The sequence below is a fragment of the Pseudarthrobacter defluvii genome (assembly GCF_030323865.1).
Classification (GTDB): domain Bacteria; phylum Actinomycetota; class Actinomycetes; order Actinomycetales; family Micrococcaceae; genus Arthrobacter; species Arthrobacter sedimenti.
On record NZ_CP066362.1, the window covers coordinates 3,722,050 to 3,743,704 of the forward strand.

26 protein-coding genes and 1 riboswitch are annotated in these 21,655 nt (G+C 67.9%); of the genes, 15 read left to right on the forward strand and 11 right to left on the reverse strand.

The features are described from left to right. The first annotated feature begins 23 nt into the window (after nt 1–23). On the forward strand, nt 24–407 hold the full coding sequence (locus JCQ34_RS17370; protein WP_286399720.1) for a VOC family protein: 384 nt from the start codon (nt 24–26) through the stop codon (nt 405–407). Here JCQ34_RS17370 and JCQ34_RS17375 read toward each other — a convergent pair. Continuing rightward, nucleotides 404–820 (reverse strand): YccF domain-containing protein, encoded by a 417-nt coding sequence (locus JCQ34_RS17375; RefSeq protein ID WP_236799854.1) that lies wholly within the window; start codon nt 818–820, stop codon nt 404–406. The genes JCQ34_RS17370 and JCQ34_RS17375 overlap by 4 nt on opposite strands. A 91-nt stretch (nt 821–911) precedes the next feature. Then, complete coding sequence (locus tag JCQ34_RS17380) at nt 912–1,523, reverse strand: phosphoribosylanthranilate isomerase (RefSeq protein WP_286399726.1); 612 nt, start codon at nt 1,521–1,523, stop codon at nt 912–914. A 103-nt stretch (nt 1,524–1,626) separates the two neighbouring features. On the opposite strand from JCQ34_RS17380, the gene JCQ34_RS17385 reads away from it, so the two are divergent. The 8 genes from JCQ34_RS17385 to JCQ34_RS17420 all read left to right on the forward strand — a co-directional run bounded on the left by JCQ34_RS17385 (nt 1,627) and on the right by JCQ34_RS17420 (nt 6,890). Next, entirely contained in the window at nt 1,627–2,196 is a 570-nt protein-coding gene (locus JCQ34_RS17385) for a HutD/Ves family protein (RefSeq protein WP_286399729.1), read from the forward strand. 68 nt (nt 2,197–2,264) lie between these two features. Further along, a riboswitch (guanidine-III (ykkC-III) riboswitch) is annotated at nt 2,265–2,330 on the forward strand. 10 nt (nt 2,331–2,340) lie between these two features. Continuing rightward, nucleotides 2,341–2,664 carry a DMT family transporter gene (locus tag JCQ34_RS17390; protein WP_286399732.1) on the forward strand — a complete coding sequence of 108 codons (324 nt, stop codon included), beginning with the start codon at nt 2,341–2,343 and terminating at the stop codon, nt 2,662–2,664. Next, complete coding sequence (locus tag JCQ34_RS17395; RefSeq protein ID WP_286404629.1) at nt 2,664–3,029, forward strand: DMT family transporter; 366 nt, start codon at nt 2,664–2,666, stop codon at nt 3,027–3,029. Before JCQ34_RS17390 ends, JCQ34_RS17395 begins: the two co-directional genes overlap by 1 nt. A 9-nt stretch (nt 3,030–3,038) precedes the next feature. After that, nucleotides 3,039–3,665, forward strand: a complete 627-nt coding sequence (locus tag JCQ34_RS17400; RefSeq protein WP_286399735.1) for a nucleoside/nucleotide kinase family protein — start codon at nt 3,039–3,041, stop codon at nt 3,663–3,665. A 31-nt stretch (nt 3,666–3,696) separates the two neighbouring features. Further along, nucleotides 3,697–4,710 (forward strand): aldo/keto reductase, encoded by a 1,014-nt coding sequence (locus JCQ34_RS17405; protein WP_286399738.1) that lies wholly within the window; start codon nt 3,697–3,699, stop codon nt 4,708–4,710. A 42-nt stretch (nt 4,711–4,752) separates the two neighbouring features. Then, a complete protein-coding gene (locus JCQ34_RS17410; protein WP_286399741.1) occupies nt 4,753–5,070 on the forward strand; it encodes a putative quinol monooxygenase in 318 nt (105 codons plus the stop codon). Nucleotides 5,071–5,074: 4 nt separating this feature from the next. Beyond that, nucleotides 5,075–5,725 (forward strand): MBL fold metallo-hydrolase, encoded by a 651-nt coding sequence (locus tag JCQ34_RS17415; protein ID WP_286399744.1) that lies wholly within the window; start codon nt 5,075–5,077, stop codon nt 5,723–5,725. A gap of 49 nt (nt 5,726–5,774) precedes the next feature. Continuing rightward, a complete protein-coding gene (locus JCQ34_RS17420; RefSeq protein WP_286399748.1) occupies nt 5,775–6,890 on the forward strand; it encodes a permease in 1,116 nt (371 codons plus the stop codon). A gap of 184 nt (nt 6,891–7,074) precedes the next feature. Here JCQ34_RS17420 and JCQ34_RS17425 read toward each other — a convergent pair whose 3' ends face one another. Then, on the reverse strand, nt 7,075–8,967 hold the full coding sequence (locus JCQ34_RS17425) for a DEAD/DEAH box helicase (protein ID WP_286399751.1): 1,893 nt from the start codon (nt 8,965–8,967) through the stop codon (nt 7,075–7,077). 317 nt (nt 8,968–9,284) lie between these two features. On the opposite strand from JCQ34_RS17425, the gene JCQ34_RS17430 reads away from it, so the two are divergent. Then, entirely contained in the window at nt 9,285–10,058 is a 774-nt protein-coding gene (locus JCQ34_RS17430; protein WP_286399754.1) for an SAM-dependent methyltransferase, read from the forward strand. Between the two features lie 26 nt (nt 10,059–10,084). Here the strand turns inward: JCQ34_RS17430 and JCQ34_RS17435 are convergent, their stop codons facing one another. Both JCQ34_RS17435 and JCQ34_RS17440 read right to left on the reverse strand, forming a co-directional pair. Then, entirely contained in the window at nt 10,085–11,518 is a 1,434-nt protein-coding gene (locus JCQ34_RS17435) for an MFS transporter (protein WP_286399757.1), read from the reverse strand. Between the two features lie 8 nt (nt 11,519–11,526). After that, nucleotides 11,527–12,873 (reverse strand): MFS transporter, encoded by a 1,347-nt coding sequence (locus JCQ34_RS17440; RefSeq protein ID WP_286399760.1) that lies wholly within the window; start codon nt 12,871–12,873, stop codon nt 11,527–11,529. Between the two features lie 107 nt (nt 12,874–12,980). Between JCQ34_RS17440 and JCQ34_RS17445 the strand changes: the two genes are divergently transcribed. Both JCQ34_RS17445 and trmB read left to right on the forward strand, forming a co-directional pair. Continuing rightward, nucleotides 12,981–13,451, forward strand: coding sequence for a hypothetical protein (locus tag JCQ34_RS17445; RefSeq protein WP_286399763.1), 471 nt, complete (start codon nt 12,981–12,983; stop codon nt 13,449–13,451). Between the two features lie 62 nt (nt 13,452–13,513). Further along, a complete protein-coding gene (gene trmB, locus JCQ34_RS17450; protein ID WP_286399766.1) occupies nt 13,514–14,437 on the forward strand; it encodes a tRNA (guanosine(46)-N7)-methyltransferase TrmB in 924 nt (307 codons plus the stop codon). A 23-nt stretch (nt 14,438–14,460) separates the two neighbouring features. On the opposite strand, the gene JCQ34_RS17455 is transcribed toward trmB, so the two are convergent. Both JCQ34_RS17455 and JCQ34_RS17460 read right to left on the reverse strand, forming a co-directional pair. Next, the gene (locus JCQ34_RS17455; RefSeq protein WP_286399768.1) at nt 14,461–14,907 is read right to left on the reverse strand and encodes a hypothetical protein; all 447 of its coding nucleotides are present in this window, start codon (nt 14,905–14,907) and stop codon (nt 14,461–14,463) included. Between the two features lie 5 nt (nt 14,908–14,912). Further along, a complete protein-coding gene (locus JCQ34_RS17460) occupies nt 14,913–16,493 on the reverse strand; it encodes a hypothetical protein (protein ID WP_286399771.1) in 1,581 nt (526 codons plus the stop codon). Nucleotides 16,494–16,744: 251 nt separating this feature from the next. Here JCQ34_RS17460 and JCQ34_RS17465 point away from each other — a divergent pair, with 251 nt between their 5' ends. After that, nucleotides 16,745–17,563 (forward strand): DUF1206 domain-containing protein, encoded by an 819-nt coding sequence (locus tag JCQ34_RS17465; protein ID WP_286404631.1) that lies wholly within the window; start codon nt 16,745–16,747, stop codon nt 17,561–17,563. Between the two features lie 27 nt (nt 17,564–17,590). After that, complete coding sequence (locus tag JCQ34_RS17470) at nt 17,591–18,091, forward strand: SRPBCC family protein (protein WP_286399774.1); 501 nt, start codon at nt 17,591–17,593, stop codon at nt 18,089–18,091. Here JCQ34_RS17470 and JCQ34_RS17475 read toward each other — a convergent pair. Both JCQ34_RS17475 and JCQ34_RS17480 read right to left on the reverse strand, forming a co-directional pair. Beyond that, nucleotides 18,088–18,741: an anti-sigma factor family protein gene (locus JCQ34_RS17475; RefSeq protein ID WP_286399776.1), complete on the reverse strand. Its 654-nt coding sequence runs from the start codon at nt 18,739–18,741 to the stop codon at nt 18,088–18,090. The genes JCQ34_RS17470 and JCQ34_RS17475 overlap by 4 nt on opposite strands. Continuing rightward, entirely contained in the window at nt 18,738–19,238 is a 501-nt protein-coding gene (locus JCQ34_RS17480) for a sigma-70 family RNA polymerase sigma factor (RefSeq protein ID WP_286399779.1), read from the reverse strand. Before JCQ34_RS17480 ends, JCQ34_RS17475 begins: the two co-directional genes overlap by 4 nt. 284 nt (nt 19,239–19,522) lie before the next feature. Between JCQ34_RS17480 and JCQ34_RS17485 the strand changes: the two genes are divergently transcribed. Continuing rightward, a complete protein-coding gene (locus JCQ34_RS17485; RefSeq protein WP_286399782.1) occupies nt 19,523–20,104 on the forward strand; it encodes a COG4315 family predicted lipoprotein in 582 nt (193 codons plus the stop codon). A gap of 13 nt (nt 20,105–20,117) precedes the next feature. On the opposite strand, the gene JCQ34_RS17490 is transcribed toward JCQ34_RS17485, so the two are convergent. Together JCQ34_RS17490 and JCQ34_RS17495 are read right to left on the reverse strand one after the other, a co-directional pair. Continuing rightward, nucleotides 20,118–20,936 (reverse strand): hypothetical protein, encoded by an 819-nt coding sequence (locus JCQ34_RS17490; RefSeq protein ID WP_286399784.1) that lies wholly within the window; start codon nt 20,934–20,936, stop codon nt 20,118–20,120. Continuing rightward, on the reverse strand, nt 20,929–21,507 hold the full coding sequence (locus JCQ34_RS17495) for an RNA polymerase sigma factor (protein WP_286399787.1): 579 nt from the start codon (nt 21,505–21,507) through the stop codon (nt 20,929–20,931). Before JCQ34_RS17495 ends, JCQ34_RS17490 begins: the two co-directional genes overlap by 8 nt. Nucleotides 21,508–21,655 lie beyond the last annotated feature (148 nt).

Consider the following 21,655-nt stretch of genomic DNA (forward strand, 5'->3'; position numbering starts at 1 on the left):
GGGAGCTGTGCCACACTGCACGGATGAGCCTGCGCATCCAAGCCATCGCTGTTGATTCGACCGATCCCAGCATTCCCGCAGCCTTCTGGGAAAAGGCGCTTGGATGGCGCCGGACCCATGAAGAGGATGACGAGATCGTGCTGGAGCCGCCGGCAGGCAGCACCGAAGACGGCGTGCTGCCCGACCTGCTCTTCCTCAAGGTCCCGGAGCAAAAAGAACTTAAGAACCGGCTCCACCTGGACCTCCGACCGGAGGACCAGGACGCCGAAGTGGCGAGGCTGGAGGAACTGGGTGCCCGGCAGGTGTCGGTGGGCCAAGGCGTGGCCGCGACGTGGGTGGTGATGGCCGACCCGGACGGCAACGAGTTCTGCGTCCTCCGCGCCCTGCGGCCCGGCGGAACCGGCTAGCGGTACGTCCTGACCGGATAGGTGCTCACGAAAGGCGTGCTGGTGGGCACGATCTGCTTGCCCAGCGGCATCAGGGACACCGGGATGAGCTTCAGGTTGGCGATGGCCAGCGGAATGCCGACGATGGTGATGGCCATGGCGAACGCCGTGACCACATGGCCAATGGCGATCCAGATCCCTGCTACCAGCAGCCAGATCACATTGCCCAGCAGCGAGAAGACACCGGTGCCGCCGGGCTTGTCCACCACCATCCGGCCAAAGGGCCACAGGGTGTAGGCGGCGATCCGGAACGAGGCAATGCCCCACGGGATGGTGACGATCAGCAGGCAGCAGACCACGCCCGCCAGGAAATAGCCCAGGGCCAGCCAGAGGCCGCCGAAAACCAGCCAGATGATGTTCAGAAGTGTCTTCATGCACCCATTGTGCCCCCGCCCCTCTGACAAAAGGGTGGGGGACTCCCCTGATCCTGCCCTGATAACCGCCGGTGGCGAGGCAGGACAGTATCTAGACCGTGGCGGCGTCCTTGGCGGCGTGCACGAAAGCCCGGACCTTGGCCAGGTCCTTCACGCCCCGGGATGCCTCCACACCGGAAGAAACATCCACGCCCCAGGCATGGGCGGCTGCCGATGCCTGGCCCACATTCCCGGGTTCAAGCCCACCGGCCAGCAGCCAGGTCCGTCCCTGCAGCACCGGCAGGGCCGCCACGGAGGCGTAGTCCCAGGACTCGCCGGATCCGGGCACGGCTGCATCAATCAGGAGCAAGTCCTCGCCCCAGTCTTCGAACTCATCCTGCGCGGCACCCATGGTGATGGCCCTGACCAGCTTCATGCCGGCGTCGTGCACGGTTGTCACGTCCGCACGGGACCGGCTGCCATGCAGCTGGATCCATTCCAGGCCTGCGGCCCGGGCGATGGCGATGGCGTCGGCCACGGGTTCGTCGCGGAACACCCCGATCGGAGAGACGGTTTTGGGGACCCCTGCGAGCAGCGAAGCCGCCTGCGACGGCGAGACGACCCGGGGGCTGGCGGTGAGCACGAACCCCACGGCGTCTGCGCCGGCATCCACTGCTTCGCGCACCGATTCGGGCGTGCTGAGACCACACACTTTGACGAACATTCCCGGCTCCTTCAGGCTGTTTTCGTGTTGACCCCCCGCAGGAGATTAGCAGGGACGGGACGCAACTGCGATGCCGCCCGCAGGAGCAAACTAGGCTGGGCTGATGCAGATCATCCGCTTCGCAGAGCTCAAGGCCGAACCGTGGCGCAACGGCGGCGGGGTAACCAGGGAAATCGCACGCCAGGGCTCCGAAGACGGCGGCTTCGACTGGCGGGTGAGCATCGCTGACATTGCCAAGGCAGGGGACTTCTCGGCCTTTGCGGGAATGGAGCGCGTCCTGACGGTTATCGAAGGGGAGCTGCTCCTGCTCTCCGTCGATGGCGCGGAGCAGCCCCTGGAGAAGTACCGTCCCTTCCGGTTCGACGGCGGGGCCGCAACTGCAGCCAAGCTGCCCACCGGGGACATCAGGGACCTGAACGTCATCACCCGGGCCGGGGCCTACAAGGGCTTCACATCGATCATTGAGCTGTCCAGGAAGCGCGCCCACCCCGTGTTTGAGGGACAGTTCGGTGTGCTGCTGCAGGGGCAGGCGAAGGTCAGCCAGGGCGGCGGCGAGCCGGTGGAGCTGGGCCGCTATGACGCCGTGGCCGGCTCGGACGCCGATTCCCCCGAGATCCTGGGCCGCGGCTTCCTGGCCGTGGTTTCCATCGACGCACAGGAAGCCACAAACTAAGCACCCGCAGGTGGTGAGGTTGGGCACCAACGGTGGCTGGCCGCCGTCGTGCGTTGCTACGCTGAAATCCAAGGCTTCACACCCGAGCCTCCGGACGACGGTTCAGTACCCGGCATGCGACAAGACTGGCCAAAGGAATCTGTCATGTCGTGGGTAATCCTCATTCTTTCCGGCGCGCTGGAAGCCGTCTGGGCCGCGGCCCTGCACCGGACCTCCCAGGTTTCCGGACGCCGGCGCCTCGCCCCTGCCGCCCTTTTCCTCGTGGCCGTGGCGGCCAGTACCGGCGGCCTTGCCGTCGCCATGCAGTCCATTCCCACCGGCACCGCCTACGCTGTGTGGGTGGGTGTGGGCGTGGTCCTCACCTCCGCCTACGCGATGGCCACCAAAGTTGAACGCCCGACGGCGGCGCGCCTGCTGCTGCTCTCCGGCATCGCGGCCTGCGTGGTTGGCCTGAAGGTGGTGGCGTGATGCTGAGGGGCATGCTTCCGTGGCTGGTGCTCCTGGCGTCCGCGGTCCTTGAAGCAGTCTGGGCAACGGCCCTTGGCCTGTCCGACGGTTTCAGCAACCCCCTGCCCACCATCGTCTTCGCCGTCACCGCAACCCTGAGCATGCTGGGCCTGGGCATGGCCATCCGCAGTATCCCGCTGGGTACGGCCTACGCGATCTGGGTGGGCATCGGCGCTGCGCTCACCGTCGGCTGGGCGATGGCCACCGGCGTGGAACCCTTCAGCGTGGTGAAACTGCTGTTCATCGCCGGCATCGTGGCTTGTGCCGCCGGCCTGAAAGCGCTGCCGGCCGGGAAAAACGCGCCGGCTGCGCGCAGCAGTGACTAGGCTTTTGCCATGGACTCCCCCGAGATCGCCCAGGCCGTCGATGCGCTGCGGCGCAGGATGGTGCCTGGCTCGCGGACCATCCTGGGCATCGCCGGGGCGCCGGGGTCCGGAAAGTCCACGTTCGCGACCTGGCTCCAGGAGCAGTTCAGCCTGGGAACCTCGGTTGTGGTGCCCATGGACGGCTTCCACCTGGGCAACGCGATCATCGAGGGCACGCCGTTGCGGGCGCGGAAGGGCGCCATCGACACGTTCGACGGCGGCGGGTACCTTTCGCTGCTGCGGCGCCTGGCGTGCCGGGACGAGGCAGTGGTGTACGCGCCGGAGTTTCGCCGCACCCTGGATGAACCGGTGGCCGCGTCCATCGCCGTTCCCGCCGACGTCCCGCTGGTGATCACCGAGGGGAACTACCTGCTGGCGGACCAGGAGCCGTGGAAGGGGGTGCGGGCGCAGCTGGACGAGGTATGGTTCCTCGAAACCCCGCACGAGCTGCGGCTGCAGAGGCTGGTGGACCGCCATGTGTCGTTCGGGATGGACCGGGAGGCCGCGCTTGCGTGGGCCACTGGACCCGACGAGGCCAATGCCCGGCTCATCCAGGCCACCCGCCCGGCCGCGGACCGCGTCATACCCTGGCTGTAACTTCATTTTCAGGAAACGAACAGGAGCACCCATGGCTAACGCCCCCACCCATTCCGGCAGTACTGTCCAGCTCGGCGACGGCCTGGCCGTCAGCCCCCTGGGCTTCGGCGGCATGGCACTCACACCCGTGTACGGCGAGGTGGACCCAGCCGAGGCGCTGCAGACGCTGCACCACGCCGTCGACGCCGGTGTCAGCTTCATTGACACCGCGGACATCTACGGCGGGGGCAGCAACGAGGAGCTCATTTCCCAGCTGCTCAAGGACCGGCGGGACGAGGTCCAGCTCGCCACCAAGTTCGCGCTGGTGGGCACGCCCACGGACGGCTACACGGACATCCGCGGTGATGCTGCGTACGTGCGCCAGGCCGTGGAGCGGAGCCTGCAGCGGCTGGGCACGGACGTGATCGACCTCTACTACATGCACCGCCGGGACGTGCGCGTTCCCATTGAGGAAACCGTGGGCGCCATGGCCGAGCTGGTGAAGCAGGGAAAGGTCAAGCACCTGGGCCTGTCCGAGGTGACGGCACAGGAACTGCAGGACGCCTCGGCGGTCCACCCAATCGCTGCGGTCCAAAGCGAATGGTCCATCTGGAGCCGGGACGTGGAACGCAACGTGGTTCCCGCAGCCGCCGCCCTGGGCGTGGGCTTCGTTCCCTACTCCCCGCTGGGCCGCGGTTTCCTCACCGGAACCGTTGACACCTCCAGCCTGGGTGACAAGGACTTCAGGCGGAACATCCCCCGCTTCGCCCCCGATGCCGCAAGCGCCAACCAGGCCGTGGTGGACGCGGTCCGGTCCGTGGCGGACCAGCTGCAGGCCACACCCGCGCAGGTTGCCCTCGCCTGGCTGCTGGCGCAGGGCAAGCGGCTGGGCCTGCCTGTGGTCCCCATCCCCGGCACCCGCAAGGCCGCCCGCATCGACGAAAACCTCGGCGCATTGTCCCTGGACCTCACCCCGGCGCACCTGGAAGCACTGGAGGCGGCCTCGGACGCGGTCGTCGGCTCCCGTTCCGCGGACCCTAAATGGGTGTCCGAGGGCCGCGAATAGCATCTCGTTCCACCACCAACCGACCCAACCCTAAGGAGCCCCATGCCTGCCATCGTGCACTTCGAAGTCCAGATTGACCCGGCCCGCCGGGACGACGCCGCCGGATACCTGTCTGAAACCCTCGCCGCCACCCGCGCCTGGCCCGGCAACCTGGGCATCGAAGCCCTGGTGGACGACGCTGATCCCTGCCACATCCTGGTAGTGGAAACCTGGGCCACCACCCAGGACCACGACGACTACGCGGCATGGCGGAAGACGCCGGAGGGAAAGCACAGGCTGGGTGAAGTCCTCGCCGGGACACCGTCAAAGCAGGTCTACTCCGCAACCATGCCGCTCGACCTGCAGCCTTCCCAGGACTAGGCCCGTGGACTCACTTCTCTACGACCTGCCTGCCCTCACCATCCGCAGCATCTCCGTCAGCGCGATGGACAACAACGTGTACCTGCTGACCGCCAAGGAGAGCGGAGCGCAGCTGCTGATCGACGCCGCTGACGATCTGCCCGCCATCCAGCAGTTGCTGGCGGACGGGGCCGCGGACACGTCGGCGGCCCCCCGGCTTGCCCTGATTGCCACCACGCACCAGCACTGGGACCACGTGCGGGCGCTGGAGGAACTGGTGGCGGCAACGGGGGCGCGGACAGCTGCCGGCGCGGATGACGCCGATGCGTTGCCGGTCGCCGTGGACGTCCGGCTCAGCCATGGCGACGTCGGCAACTTCGATGGTTTTGATGTGACCGCAGTTCACCTGCGCGGCCACACGCCCGGTTCCATTGCCTTTGTGTACCAGGACCCGGAAGGGCCGGCGCACATCTTTTCGAGCGACTCGCTGTTCCCCGGCGGGGTGGGCAACACGGATAAGGATCCTGCACGGTTCAACCAGCTCCTGACCGATGTCACGGAGCGGCTGTTCGGCGCCTACCCGGACAGCGCCGTCGTCCATCCCGGCCATGGCAAGCCAACCACCTTGGGTGCCGAACGCCCGCACCTGGAAGAGTGGCGCGCCAGGGGCTGGTAGTGATCAGCCAACTGCCGCCAAATCCCACGAAGAGAGGGTCCGGGAACGCATGAAGGACATTGCCGTGGGCATCGACGCCCAAGACAACGGGCGGCTGGACCAGGAGCTGACGCCGAACTCCGCCGCGCGTCACCGGCGAATGGTGCTTGTGGGAACGCTGGCCACGGCCGGGATAGCCATCGCGGTCCTCCTGTGGGCCAAGTGGTACCCCTATGCCCTCAAGATCCCGGCGGTGGCGGACAGCCACTCGTTGGGAAACTCCGTCTTGTCCGGCAAGGCAAGTGCGCCGCCCGCCCCCTCGTGGAACGCGGCTTTTGAGTACAGCCTGGGCTACGTCGGGTCGATCTGGCAGGCGCTGGTGGCCGGCCTGCTCGTTGCAGCGGCGGTGGAGGCGTTTCTTCCGGCCCGCCGGCTGCTCGCGCTGTTCCAGGCCAGGCGTGGCCCGGCGGCGAGCACGGTCTGCGGCGGGCTTCTGTCGATGTCGTCAATGATGTGCACGTGCTGCGCCGCCCCCGTTGCGTTGAACGTCCGCCGCAGAGGGGTTCCGGTGAGCTCCGCCCTCGCTTACTGGTTGGGCAACCCCGTGCTCAATCCGGCAGCCCTGGCATTCATGGCCTTTGTGCTCCCATGGCAGTTCGTCGCCGTCCGCGTGGGCACCGGCGTTCTCCTTGTCTTTGGTGTCACGCTGCTCGTGAGCCGCCTGGCAAAAGGGACCAGCGTCGCGGAACCGGTGGAGCAGTCCGCCGAAACCGTGACTGCCGTTGGCGCTGTCCGCCGGTTCGCCAAGGCCCTGGCCCGGTTGTCGGTGCGCCTCCTGCCGGAGTATGCGGTGGTTGTGATGCTCCTGGGTGCCTTCCGTGGCTGGCTGTTTCCGGAGGCCGGCATGCTCGCGTCGTGGGGCGTGCTCGCAGCCGTCCTGCTCGCCGTCGTCGGAACCCTGTTCGTGATCCCGACGGCCGCGGAGATCCCCATCATCGGCGCGCTGATGGCCGCTGGAGTTGGACTGGTTCCCCTGGGCGCCCTGGTGCTGACCCTGCCCGCCCTGAGCCTGCCGTCGATGCTGATGGTCCGCGGGGCCTTCCCGGGCCGGGTAATTGCAGCCACGGGGGCTGCCGTGATGGGACTGGGCCTGGTGGGTGCCGCCGCGATGGCCGCCCTGACCTGAGCAGGACCGCGGCGGGCAGCCTCGGCCTTGGCTGCTAAACACCGTTTAACGCATCGAGTGCTCCGTAACTGTCGTTTAGAACCTCCTAAACGACGTTATCGGAGCACTCGATGCTTGGCTGGGCTCGGCCCACGCCGGCAGGGGTTCCCTGGCCGAGCTTGCGAGACGAGGGAGCCGGCGGGGACTACCGTCCGCGGCGCTCGTTGGAGGCCGGGGCCGATGCGCGGCGGGGGCCGCTGCGGGCCGGACGGCCTGAACCGCCGTTGCCCGAGCCGCCGTTGCCTGAGCCGAACGAACCGCCGGAGGTGCCGCCGGTGTTGGAAGACCAGACGGCCTTGCTGCCACCGGTTGCCGCTGCGCGCTGTCCGGCCGCGGGGCGTCCACTGCGCTGGCCGCCGCCAGCTGCCGGACGCCCGCCGGAAGCGGCGCGTCCACCGGATGCGGGACGGCCCGTGCCGCCGCGGGGAGCCTCGCTGCGGGTGATCCGGGAATCGCTGCGGCCCTCGGCTGCACGTCCGTTCGATCCGCGGCCAGCCGATGAGCGGCCACCTGCTGCGGGAACGTCGTTGCGGTGCGTGGAAGCCGTGCCGCGGCCGCGGGCGTTGCGGCGGGCAGCCGCTGCGGCTACTGCGCGGTCCTCGTTCTGCTCGGCGTTGCGGTCGAATGCTGCGCGGGCCTCGGTGCGGCCTTCGAATGCAACTGCGCGGCGCTCGGCGCGGGGTACGTCGGTGCGTACTGCCTCGGCTGCAACCTTGCCGCGTCCGCCACGGCCACCACGGCCGCCGGCGGTGGGGGCAGCCTGGCGGCGTGCGCGCTTGCGCTCGGCGTTGGCGCCGGTGGAGGTGCCGCCGCCCTGCTTGGGGGCTTTGGCGGCCAGCAGTGCCGCGCGGGTACGCGGGTCCACCTTTTCGGCGATGTCACCGACGAGTTCGGCCACGATGGGCGAGTTGGCGGTGACGCGTTCGAAGCTGACGTCCACGCCTGCGGCCTTCATGAGCTTCTTCACGTCCGTCTGCTGCTCGGGCAGGGTCAGGGTGACCACGGTGCCGTCGGAGCCGGCACGGGCGGTGCGGCCGGAGCGGTGCAGGTATGCCTTGTGCTCGGTGGGCGGATCCACGTGGATGACCAGTTCGACGTCGTCAACGTGCACGCCGCGGGCTGCGACGTCGGTGGCGACCAGGACGCGGACGTCACCGTTGGAGAACTCGGCCAGGTTGCGGTCACGGGCGTTCTGCGAGAGGTTGCCGTGCAGGTCGACGGCGGGGATGCCGGCGTCGGTCAGGGTCTTGGCCAGCTTGCGGGCGTGGTGCTTGGTCCGCATGAAGAGGACGCGGCGGCCGGCACCGGAGGCCAACTCCACGATCAGCTGCTTCTTGACGGTCTGGTCGTTGACCACCAGCACGTGGTGCTCCATGGTGGTCACAGCTGCCTGCGGATCATCCACCGAGTGCGTGAGCGGGTTGGACAGGTAGCGCTGGACGATCTTGTCCACGCCATTGTCCAGGGTGGCGGAGAAGAGCAGCCGCTGGCCCTGGCTGGGGGTCATGTCCATGAGCTTCTTGACCACGGGCAGGAAGCCGAGGTCGGCCATGTGGTCGGCCTCGTCCAGGACGGTGATTTCCACGGCCTCGAGGGTGAGGATGCGCTGGCGGATCAGGTCCTCCAGGCGGCCGGGGCAGGCGATGACGATGTCGACGCCGGCGCGCAAGGCCTTTTCCTGGCGCGCCTGGGAAATACCGCCGTAGATCACGGTGGTGTTCAGCCCGGCGGCCTTGGCCAGCGGCTCGATGGTGGCGTTGATCTGGGTGGCCAGTTCACGGGTGGGTGCCAGGACCAGGCCCATGGGGCGGCCGGGCTTGCGGAAGTGCTTGGCTTCCCGCTCAGCGAGTCTTGCTACAAGCGGGATGGCGAAAGCGATGGTTTTACCGGATCCGGTCCGGCCACGGCCCAGGACATCTCGACCGGACAGCGTGTCCGGAAGGGTCTTGACCTGGATGGGAAACGGTTCAACGATTCCCTGCGCGGAAAGGGTGTCTGCAAGGGCCTTGGGAGTACCGAGGGCAGCAAAAGTAGTCATGTAGTTTTTACGGTCTTTCTGGCGGTATCCGGGCGGATATCGGCCCCCGATGCCGGTTGGACCAGGGGTTTCGCCGAAGAAAAGTCAGGTGATCAACCGGGCGCTGTAAATAAGGACAGCCGGCCGGGACCAAATGGAACGCGTTCATCGACGCAGGATGTGCCTCTCACATGAAGAAAGCCCACTCCCTGGAAAGTATCTCCAGACGCGGAGCAGGCGGGCATCACTGCACATCAAGTTCCCCCAGTCTAGCATCCCGACGCCCGGCACCCTTCCGCGGCGTTGCCTTGGACGGCCCGGCGGGGCAGTGTTGACGCATGAACGAACACCCTGAGCAGCACCAGGACAGGCACCAGCAGGAAGCGCACGGGAATCAAGCGCACGACGGCGGCGGCGCACCGGAGGCGGCCGGCGGCAGCATTGATGCCGCGTCCGTATGGGACGAGCGGTACCGCACCAAGGCGCGGCTCTGGAGCGGGAAGCCCAACCCGCAGCTGGTCCGTGAAGCCGGCGGCCTGCGTCCTGGAAAGGCGCTGGAACTGGGCTGCGGCGAAGGTGCCGACGCCATCTGGCTTGCCCAGCAGGGCTGGTCCGTGACCGCCGTCGATGTTTCCGCCGTCGCCCTTGAGCGGGCGCACTCACACGAGCTGGCCGAACTGGCGCGGGAAAGCGTGCAAGCGTCCAACGGTGGGATCGACAGCCGGATCATGTGGCAGCTTGCGGACCTGACGCAGTGGCAGCCGGAAGCTTCCTACGACCTGGTGACGTCACAGTTCCTGCATTCGCAGGAACTCGACTGGCGGATTCCCCTGCGCACAGCGGCCTCCGCGGTGAAGCCGGGCGGGACCCTGCTGGTGGTGGGCCACCACCCGGACCGGCTGCCGCCCTGGGGCCCGGCGCACCACCACGCCGGCATGTTCTACACGGGCGACCAGCTGGTGCAGGAGCTCGGGCTGGACCGGCATGATGCCAACGGCCGCCCGGAGTGGCAGCTGGAGGTCCTCACTGCACGGGAACGGCCGGTGACCGGGCCGGAAGGGCAGGAAGCGACCATCGCCGACGTAGTGCTCCGGGCAACCCGGCTCGCCTGACCGTCTCGTTCGGCCGTACTGGTGGTTCAGCGTGTACGGCCGGTAACCCGGGGCGCTACCAGCGCGGCGCCGACTGCAATGGCCGCGGTGAAGGCGAAGACGCCCGCGAAGGACTGGACCGCCGTCGTAGATGCCGCAAAGACTATCCCCGTGGTGGCCAGCGACAGCGCACCGCCCAGGGAGTCGGAAATGGACATGGCGGAGCTGTTGAAGCCCTCATTTTCCTTGGTGGAGAGCGCCAGGGTCATCACGCTGAGGCGCGGGTAGAGCAGGCCCATGCCACCGCCGGCCAGGACCCAGCCCGCAATGGCGATGGCGGGCGGCCAGTGCAGTGCCGTGGTGGCGAGGGCCAGGAGCACCGCGGCCAGGACCATCAGCGAGCCGGTCTGCACCGCGCTTTGGTGCGGCAGCCGGGACCCCAGCCTTCCCTGGACCGCCGCAGCACCGGCCCAGGCCAGCGCTCCCCCGGTCAGCGTCAGGCCGGCCAGGGTGGGCGGGAACGCGTACTGGTCGATCAGCAGGTAGGGAAGGTAGACCTCCGCACCAAAAAACGACGCCGACGCCAGCCCCCGTGCCAGGATCACGCTTGGCAGTCCGCGCCGGGCGGCCAGGGTACCGCGGGGCACCAAGGGCCGGACGGCCACCAGGGCAAGGACGACGGCGGCCGCTGCCAGGAGTGCCGTGGCGGCGGGGAACGAGGGGACGCTGGCGTCGGCCGAGAGGTTGAGGCCCAGCACCGCGAGCGCTGCCAGCGCCGCCCACCCCAGCCGCCCCAGAGCCCACGGCGGAACGGCTTGGCTTGATGGTCCTGCCGCGTCCGGTTGGCTGGTTCCTTGCGGCTGAACGGACTCCCGGGGCTCGTCCAGGCTGCGGAGTACCGGCACGATCATCGCCAGCGCGGGAATCACCAGGCCCACCACGCCCAGGAACACCCAGTGCCAGCTGAAGACCTGGGCCACCACGCCGGCGGCGAAGGGTCCCACCAATGAGGGGACCACCCACGCGGCTGAGAACGCGGCGAAGATCCGGGGATGCAGCGGGCCGGGAAAGAACCTCGCCACCAGCACGTAGAGCGAAACAGTCAGGGCTCCGCCGCCGAGCCCCTGGACCAGGCGCCCCGCTACGAGCATCGGCATCGACACCGAACTGCCCGCAATCAGGAGCCCCAGCACGAACAGCGACACAGAGGCGTACAACGGCATGGCAGGCCCGCGCCGGTCGGACCAGTTGCCGGCTCCCACCATGCCGATCACGCCGGTTGCCAGCGGCCCGGCGAAGGCCAGGGCGTAGAGGCTGCCGCCGTCCAGCTCCCGGCTGACCAGCGGCATGATGGTAGTGACGGCCAGGGACTCGAACGCGGCGAGGAACACCAGGGCGCACGTACCGATGGTCACCCAGAGGTACGGGGGCCGGAAGATCCCGGTGGCGGGATGGGCGGCCGGAAGGGTGGAGTCCCGCACGGCAGTTCCTACCCCACGAACCGGTTCCGGCCCGAGCGGTAGCCGAAGACCGCCGCGAGCATGCCCACCACCATGAAAAGGATGCCGGCAGGCACGAAGGAGCCGGTGGCCTGGTGCAGCTGGCCCACCATGAGCGTCCCGGTGGAGCCCACCCCGTAGCCCACGCCCTGCATCATGCCGGAGAGGTGGGCGGCGGTGTGCCCGTCGCGGGTGCGGAGCATGATCAGGGTCAGAGCCGCTGCGGTGAGGCTTCCCTGCCCCAGCCCCAGCAGTCCGGCCCACACCCAGATGAGGTTGAGCGGACCCAGGATGCTCAGCACGAATCCGCCGCCGGTCATCAACGCCACCACGGTATTGATGGCGCGCTGATCCCGGAACCTCGCGGCCAGGGCAGGGGCGAACAGCGAGCCCAGCATCTGCAGCACGATGCAGACGGCGACAATGAGCCCTGCGGTGGCACCGTCCACGCCCCTCTCCCGGAGGATGGGCGCCAGCCAGGCGAAACCGCTGAAGGACATCATGGCCTGCAGCACCATGAAGATGGTTACCTGCCAGGCGACCGGGGAGCGCCACACGTTCACGCCGTCCCGTACCGCCTGGTGCCGGACGGCCCCCTGCCGGACGGCTACGGGAAGGAACAGGAGAAGCACGACGGCGGCGGGCAGCGCCCAGACCCACAGCGCCTTGGTCCACTCCCCCGTCGCCGTGTAGACCGGGTAGGTGAATCCGGCTCCCAGCGCGGCGGACGCACAGATGGCCGTTGTGTAGAGGCCGCCCATGAGGCCCAGCCGGTGGGGAAAGTCGCGCTTCACCAAGCCGGGAAGCAGCACATTGCAGAGAGCGATGGCCGCGCCGCAGGCAGCCGTGCCAACCAGGAGGGCCGGCAGGTGGCCTGCGCCGCCCGTGCCTGCCCCGGTGTCCACGGGCCGCAGCAGCAGCCCCGCGGTCAGCAATGCCATGGCCCCCAGCAGCACCCGTTCAGCCCCGAACCGACGGGCCAGGACAGGGGCGAGCGGTGCGAATACGCCGAGCAGTGTCACGGGGACCGTGGTCAGCACCACCACGGACCAGCCCGGCAGCGCCGCCTGGGACGTCACTTCCGGAAGGACTGCGGAGAGGCTGGAAAAGACGCTGCGCAGGTTCAGGCCGATCAGGACCAGGCACACCCCCAGGTAGGCCAGGGCCCGGCGGCTGCCCACCCGGGTGGGTGCGGCCGCCGGGAGTTCATCGATTTCCGCATCCACCAGGGTGCTGAGGTCCACCAGGCTGCTGCCGGCACGGGTCCCGCCCTGGGAGTCCCCGGAGTCTGTCCTTCGCCGCTGCTTCCTTGCCTCGGCATTCATTGCGTCCTTCATGGGCCCATTCTTGCAGGAGACCGCAGAGGTGGGTTTTCCACATAGGGGAAGGGGCAGCTTCCAGCCTTTCCCGCAGCTTCGTAGGTTGAAAGCAGCCGCGGCCGCGCATGGCTGCATCAACCGACGGGAGCACCATGGAAAACACGCCACAACCGGAACCCGGTCCGGCACGCGTAGAAACTACGGGCACCGGGGCCGGCATCAATGGGCTGGGCAACAACGGCCCTGGAAACGAAGGACCAGGCAATGCGGGAGCCAACAGCAAGGCCACCAACAGCCTGGTCCTGGCGATCCTTGCCCCTGCAAGCATGCTCCTCACCGCCCCTGCTTCCATGTTCGCCATGTTGATGACCTACTCGGACAACGGCCATTCGGACAGGCCGTGGGTGACGCCCTTCGTGCTGTTCAGCCTGCCGGTCCTTTTCGCCTCGCTCGGTCTCCGCCAGGCCCTCCCAGCCCTGAAACAGTTGCCACGCGGATCCGGAAGTTGGTCCGCGGCGGCTGTTGCCCTTTGTATCTGCGGCCTGGTGTTCGCCCTTGCCCTCGGTCCGGTGCTCGACCTCATAGGCGTGTTCTGACCACAAGCATGTTCCGGGCACCAGCACGCACCGCCAGTTCCCGCGGCGCTATTCTGGAATGGATGAGCGAATCCCCTGAAAACCCCCAGCAGCCGCATGTCCCAAGGCCCGTGACGCCCGGAACCCAGGCCTCCTTTGGCACTTACGGCGGCCGCCCGGTCAGCTTCGTGCGCCGCGGCACCCGCCTGCAGGGGCGGCGGCAGGCCGCCTGGGCTGAACACGCCGAGCGGTGGGCCGTCGACGTACCGCGGCACGTAGCGAACACCTCGGTCCACCCCGACTACACCTTCGACGCGGCGGCTGAGTTCGGCCGCGATGCCCCGCTCATTGTCGAGATTGGTTCGGGCCTTGGCGATGCCATCTGCCACGCGGCGGAACAGAACCCGGACACGAACTTCCTGGCCGTGGAGGTCTACACCCCAGGGCTGGCCAACACCATCATCAAGATCAACAGCCGCCGCCTGAACAATGTCCGGGTGGTGGAGGCAAACGCCCCGGAGGTACTGGCCACCATGCTGCCCGAGGGCTCGGTCAGCGAACTGTGGGTCTTCTTCCCTGACCCCTGGCACAAGTCGCGGCACCACAAGCGCCGGCTCATCCAGCCGGAGTTCGCCAGCCTGGCGGCACGGGCCCTTAAGCCCGGCGGCCTGTTCCGGATCGCCACTGACTGGTCCAACTACGCCGTCCACGTCCGGGACGTGATGGCAGCGTCCACCGACTTCGAGAACCTGCACACCGGCGAGCGCCGCGGCCCTGAAAGCCCCCTGACCCAGGTGTGGCAGTCTGGCGTTGAATCCGTGGTGGGCGGCGCACCCGTCCGCGAGGGACGCGCTCCCGTCAGTACGGAACACACCGGCCCCAACGAAGGCGTGGACGAAACGGGCGGCTGGGCACCGCGCTTCGAGGGCCGGATCAGGACCAGCTTCGAGGCAAAGGCCCACGAGGCCGGCAGGTTGATTTTCGACCTCTGCTACCGGCGGCGCTGAACGGCGACGTCCAGGTCAGGACTTCAGCCCACGCTGATGGAGCCCACGATCTCCTTGAGCATGTCCAGCCGGGGCTCCGCCTCCGGGTTCAGGTAGGGCCAGATGACCACGACGCCAATGAAGCGCCCGCTCTCCCACACGCCGACCGTGGCAGCCACCTTGGCCGGCCCGCCGTCGTCGTCATATCCCACCACCACGGCGTAGGCAGCCTTGCCGGGCAGGTTCAATTCCCCCTCCGCCAGGAGGGTCCCGCCCCGTTCCTCAAGGTAGAAGTCCGACATCAGGTGCGCCCAGCCGTTGGCCTGGGGGGCGTCCTGCACGGAGGTGTCGTCCTTGATCACGGTGACCAGGACACCGTTCAGCAGGCCGTACTGTTCGCTGTTGGGCCCGGCCGTGGAGTCGTCCAGGACCTGGGTGTGCTCGGGGAAGTCTGCGGTGAAGCCCAGCGGGGATTCGATGTGCACTGACATGGGTTTCAGAGCCTCTCGAGCTTGGTGTCGTTGGGGACCTTATAGTACGTGGAAACGTTGGTGGTGGCCTGGTTCTCGGTCTTGACCTCCACCTCGCCCAGCTTCACGTCGAAGCCTGCCTCATTCTTGGCAGTAACCACCGAGTTCACCTGGACAGTGGCGGAACCGGCCTCGTAAAGCCGGGCTGCGTCGCGGGCGGCGCCCGTGTCATTCCCCAGGGCGACGTTGCGCAGGTAGCTGTCGATGATGGGGCGGTTCTCCGGGGAGTAGTCCACGTCGATCTTGACGGTGCCCTGGGTTCCTGCCGTGACGGTGGAATCGAATTTTGCGGCCTCTGTCTTCACACCGGAGGTGACGCCCTGCGCCACGGTGCCGTCCATCGACACCGAGACGGAGTCAATGTTGTTGCTCTTGTCCATGTTGACCTGCAGCCCGCCCTTGCCCGACGCCTCGAAGACCCGGCCGTCAAGCTTAAGCTGGCCCTGCGCGGAGATCTCACCGCTGGCTGTGGAAGTTCCGTCCGTCAGGTTCCGCTCATAGGCCAGGTCCAGCTTCGCCCCGCCCGAGGCCGTGCCGGCCTCACCCTTTGCATCGAGCGAGAACGTGCCCTTGGCCTTGTCCGTCTGTCCCATGGAACCGTTGTCCTTGGCAGCGTCATTGATGGTGTCCAGGACGTAGCCGGGAGGATTGCCCGCCACATCCTTGATCTCGCCGATGCTGTCCGGCGGCAAGTCCCGGTACATCTGTTCGCGGGCAGCCATGGCTTCCTCCACGCTCCCGAAGGTGTACTCGCGCGATACCTCGCCGGTCAGGGTGGCCCCCGCCGTGCCGGTGGTGTCATTCACGCCGAGGCCCAGGTTTCCGTACACCTTCATGGTGGCGGACCCGTCGGCGTTCTCCACCACCTCGGTCCCCACTTCGGCACCCCCGTGGACCCAGGCGACCCTGGCTTCGATGGAGGCCTTGCCCGTCTCCGAATAGACCGGGATGTCCGCCTTGGCCAGCTCCTGGAGGTGCTGCTTGGCCAGCTGCTGCGCGGCCGCGGGGATTCCGCCGTCCATGCGCATGAGGTCTTCGGCGAAGGGGCCATCGCTGCCCTCGCCCTCGATCAGGTATCTGCGGTCGGCGTCGGACAGCCCGGCCCACCACTTCGCCTGCTCTTCGGGGCTGGCGTTGAGCATCCGGTCAAGCCCAGACTCCAGTTCCCGGTGGTGTTCCGCGAGCGCCCTGGCGGCTTCGGCCTTTTCCTGGAACCATTCCTTGGCCTGCGTCGCCAAAGAGGTGATCCGGTCCCAGGTGCCGCCGCCGGAGCCGCCGCTTCCCTGGGCGGAAGCTTTCTCCTGCTCGTCGGCGTGCTTCATCAGGATTTTGGAGTTTTCCCGAAGGCTGGCGACGACTTTGTCGAGGCTGGGCCGGTGGCTGGCGCTCCACTCCTGGCGGAAGCGTTCACCGTCCCTGCCCTTCCAGGGCGCGGACTGGATCTGGCTGTGCAGCGAGCCGGCACGGCTGCTCAGCAGGGACGCTGCCTGGTCCGCCGCTTTGGCCAGCGCCCGCAGCTGGCTTATGTCTGCGCCGTAAAAAGTCATGGTTTCCCCCGGGAAAAGAGTGCGGTACCTGTCAATCGATGGTCCTTATGGTTGCACAGGTACCGGGACCGGGCGATGGGGATCCCTCCCCATCGCCCCAGCCTCCCCATGCCGCGGTATTCCGGGAGGCGACGATGTGAGGAGCCGACTGTCCACCATCCCGGCACACGTGGCACGATTGCCCTTGTACGAAGGGCACGCACACCAGCGCACTACCGCGCCTGCTCAAAGGAAAGACGATAAAAGAAGAACTGAAACAGGTGGTCGACAAGGCCGAGGACGTCACGAATTCGCGCATCCTCGAGCTCCTGGCCCGGGCCGGGTTTGCGGTCAGCGGCATCCTGCACCTGCTGGTGGGTGCCATTGCGGTCCGGCTCGCCGTGGGCGGAACGGGCAGCGCGGATTTCAGCGGCGCGGTGGCCGAGTTGGCAACCATGCCTGTGGGTCCGTTCCTGCTGTGGGGCAGCTTCGCGGCCTGCGCCGCGTTGTCGCTCTGGCAGACGGGCGATGCGATTTTCGACTTCAACCACCAGGCCACCAAGACAAAGGTCAAGAACAAGGCCAAGGCCGCCCTGCAGGCGGTTGTATACGCCGTCCTGGCCGTGACTCTTTGGCATTTTGTCACTGGCACCGGGACAGGCGGGGACAACCGCAAGGCCACCAGCGATTTCACCATCGCCATGGTGCAGGCCCCGGGCGGGGTGGCCTTGCTCGTGCTGATTGGCTTGGCCGTGGCGGTGGCGGGCGTGGCCTACGGCATGCGCGGCCCTAAAAAGTCCTTCGAGAAGCACCTGAGGATGCCGGCCTCCGGGACGACGCGGACGGCGGTGGTTACCCTGGGCGTTGCGGGTTACCTGGCCAAGGGCGCGGTGCTGCTGCTGACCGGCCTGCTCATCGTGATTGCCACCATCAAGGAACACCCGGAGGACTCCACCGGCCTGGACGGCGGTCTGCGTGCCCTCCGGGACCAGCCCATGGGCCCCTATCTCCTCGCCGCAGTGGGAGCCGGGCTGGTCTGCTACGGCGCGTACATGATCATGCGCGCCCGGCTGGCCAAAATGACCAAGTAGCCGGCCGAAGTGTGATGAGGTGGGGGAATGCCCCAGGTACGTGCCGAACGCCTAATCCGCATCGACCCGGAGACTGCGTTTGCCTTCTCCCAGACCACCGGGGAGTTCCGCCTCAAATGGGACCCCTTCATCTCCGCCCAAGCTTTCCTTGACGGAGCGCAGGCAGCGGGCAAGGGCGTCCGCACCCGCACCAGGTCCCGCCTGGGCCTGAAGATGGTAAGCCAGTACGTCTCGTACGCCCCTCCCCGGAACGTGGGCATGACCATGGTTTCAGGGCCCTGGTTCTTCACGAACTTTGGTGGCGGCTGGCGTTTCACGGCTGACGACGGCGGCACCCGGGCCGTCTGGAAGTACACCTTTTCGTGCCGCCCGGCCCTGCTCCGGCCCATCATGGAACGGATCGGTGGCTGGCTGTTGCGCTACGAGATCGAACGGCGGATTGATGCCTTCGCCCGTGCCTGCGAGGACGAGGCCCTGGTGGCGGAGTTCAAAGCACTGGGGAACCGGGACCACTGGCCAAGGACCTAGGGAACCGTAATCACCGCCACCGCGTGCTGCGCACCGTCCCTCAGCTCCACGCTGGAGATGCTGCCCAGCTGGATGGGCGTTGCACCCGTGACCTTGACCTTTCCGCTGGGCGTGGCCGTCCAGGCACAGGCCCGGTCCTCCCCGCCGGCGCGGTCTCGCACCCACAGCGAGAGCGTCCCATCCGCCGGCAGGCTGCTGCCGCTCACCGCAAGCTCGGTCCCCCACGTCTTCCGGGCCATGTCGATGTTCACCTGCAGCCCTCCCCCGGACACCACGGAATAGGTTGCGTCCGGCTGCGGCGGCCGGGCCAGCAAAGGCCCCACCGCCAGGCCCACCGCCAGGCAGGCAGCGGCGACCGCGCCCGCCAGCGCTGCCCAACGCCGTCGTGATGTCCGACGCCGGCGCGCCAGTTCGTCGAACAGGCGGACGGGGACGCCCGGGTCAGCCGTCTCGCTGCCGGGAGCGTCGGTAAGCGCCACGGCGTCGGGGACGGGAAGCGCGTCCAGCAGCGCGGGCACCTTCTCCAGCACTGCAAGTTCCTTGCGGCAGCCGGTGCAGCCCTGCAGATGTGCCTCGAAGAGGGCAAGGTCGGCGGGCTCGAGGCCGCCCAGCACATAGACGCCCAGCAAAGTGTGCGGATTGGTGCTCACCGTTCCACCCCCATTTCGTCCAGGATGGTGCGCAGGGCCCGGAGTGCATAGTACGCGCGGGACTTGACCGTGCCACTGGGGATGTTGAGCTGGACCGCTGCCTCGTTGACCGTGAAGCGGCGGTAATGCAGGGCCACCAGGACGTCCCGGTGTTCCTTGCTCAGCCGGAGCAATGCCTCCTCCATCAGCACCCGGTTGAGCAGCTCATCAACGCGTCCCATCACCTCGACCGGGTCGGTGGGGCTGCCCTCCAGCGCCTCCGGCGGGCGGCGCCGGCTCCGGCGGTAGTTATCGATCATGATGTTCCTGGCTGTGCGGTACAAGTAACTGCGGAAGCTGCCGTTGACGTCCGGGGCGTGCTGCCAGACGCGGAGCACGGTTTCCTGCACCACGTCCTCCGCGATCTGGGGGTCATGGGTGGCGCTGAGCACGAACCGGCGCAGGGCGCTGCCGTGTTCACGGTAGATGGACTCCACCACGCTGTCGTCGAGCGGCATCCCGGCCCTCCCATCGTTGCCCCGGCGCTGCACCGCCCATGTCCCCTCACGCGGCCGGCTGCGCGGGAACGCCGCAGCAACCGGCGCTCCTGGCTGTTACCACGTATCAAGCCTCCCAACGGTTCAACGGCCCGCTCCGTAGCCCCGCTCGACGGTGATGTGAACCATTCTTTACCCGGCGGCGTCGTAGGGGTAGGCGCCCAGTGGCAGGAGTCCGGGCGCCGGCCATGACGGCATCAGCCACGAAGATCCCGGCAGGGAACATCACAGCCAAGGAGCACACCATGAAACAACATCTCGGGGCAGGCCTTGCCATCCTGGCCCTGGCGGCAACCCTGAGCGGCTGCGGCAGCAGCAGTACAGCGCCGGCAGGCAGCAGCCCGGCTGCGGGCAGCACAACCGGCAGCACCGCCGGCACCGGCTCGTCCGGGGCGTCGTCTGCCAGCCCGTCCCCAACTTCTTCGTCACCGCCCGCATCATCGTCGCAGGCGGGGGCCGCTGTCGACCTTAAGACGGCTTCCTCGACGGCAGGCAGCGTCGTGGTGGACGCGAAAGGGATGAGCCTCTACTTCTTCACCAAGGACACCAAGGACTCCGGCAACAGCGCATGCACCGGTTCCTGCCTGGTCTCGTGGCCGCCGCTGACCACCACCTCGGGCACACCATCGGCCGAGGGAGTGACCGGGAAACTGGGCACCATCAGCACTCCGGACGGGAAGAAACAGGTGACCCTGAACGGCATGCCGCTGTACTACTTCGCGAAGGACACCAAGCCGGGCGACACCCTTGGCCAGGGCGTTGGCGGCGTCTGGTACCTGTCGGATCCGTCCGGTGCGATGATCAAGGCCGCCGGCCAGGGTTACTAGGGCTGCGTTCGGCCTACTTCAGCGGAACGTCGGGGACCTTGCCCGGAAGCGGGATTTCCGTGGGCACCGGAACAGGCAGTTTGGGGCTGCCCTGTTCCAGGCCCTTCTTGACTTCCCCCGGAACATCCGTGGGAAGTGAAGGCCGCGCCGGGGTCTCCGCCGGCTTTTCCGCGGGTACTCCGTGGGTGGGGGCGTTCCCGGGCCGGGCAGGAACGCTCGACGGCGCCACCACGGCAGGTGCCGACGCAGGCGCCGGTGCCGCCGGAACGGAGTCCGGGCTGCTGGTTGCCGACGGCCGGGATGCCACGGGCATGGGTGCGGGTGCCTGGCCGCCGGTGTTCCCTGCGGGCGTCACGCCGGAGCCTGTCACGAAAGTGGTGACGGCATGGTTCAGCTGGGTGAAGGAGTCGCGGAAGCCCTGGTCCGAGGCGGCGGCAACCGCACCGCCGGCCGCCAGCGATGCCGCTACGGACAGTGTGGTGAGCGTGATGCGGCGCTTGGCCTTGCGGCGGGCGGCGAGTTCGTCAGCAGGCTGGTCCGCGGTTTTCGATGCGGCCCAGTGCTGCCCTGCGCCGGCTTGGGCGGCGCAGTCTTCAACGGTGGCCCCTGCTGTGGGTCCGGCGGTGGGAAGCACAGAGGTTTCGGCCAGCGTGGCTGCTCGCGATGAGCCTGCCATCAACGCCGCGATTTCGGCGGAGGGCGCCGGTGCCTCTGCTGCGAGGGATCGCAGGTCGGCCAGGGCGTCGCGGAGCTGGCCGTCGTCGCCCATGCCTGCCTCCAGCAGGAGCTGGTCAATGGCCCCGCCATTGCGGGATCCTGCGGTGTCACTCATGATGTGCCTGGTTTCTCTTGAGCGTTTGTGCCTTGAGGTTCTGCAGGGCCCGGCGCTGGAGCTGCTTGATGGCTCCGGCGCTCTTGCCCATGATGGCGGCCACCTGGTCGATGGACAGATCGGCCACGACGCGAAGGGCCAGGACCTCCTGGTGTTCCTCGCTGAGCCCCGCCAGCATGGCCGCGGCTCCGCCGGTCAGTTCCACGGCGTGGTCTTCGGCTGACGGCGTGGTCCGGCCGTCGTGCTGGGGGTCGTAGGGTGTGAGCTGCGGCCTGCGCTCCAGCCGGCGGTAGTGGTCCACCATGCGGGCGTGGGCAATGGAGAAGATCAGGGACTTGGCCCCCTGCATGCCGCCGGTAAGGCTGCTGATCCGGGGATAGAAGGCCAGGAAGACGTCCTGGGTGACGGCCTCGGGGTCATCCACTCCGCGCGCTTTGAGGTACCCCTGCACCGGGCCCGCGAAGGTTCGATAGGCAGCAGCGAACAACGCGGCCGGATCGGTTCCGGCTGCGTTGTCGAATATATCGATTTCTTCTTGGGCCAAAGTGTCTAGCACCAGCGGCTCCTCCATCCCGGAACCTGGCTCACGCCGTGTCCCGGTTTCCGGTACGGACTGCCAGTCCCCCTGGTCATCCGGCTGCTTCTTTGCGGGTCTTTCAGGGGCGCCCTGCCAACCATGCGCGCCCCGCCCGGCTGACCGGACTGCGGCCGGTAAGCCG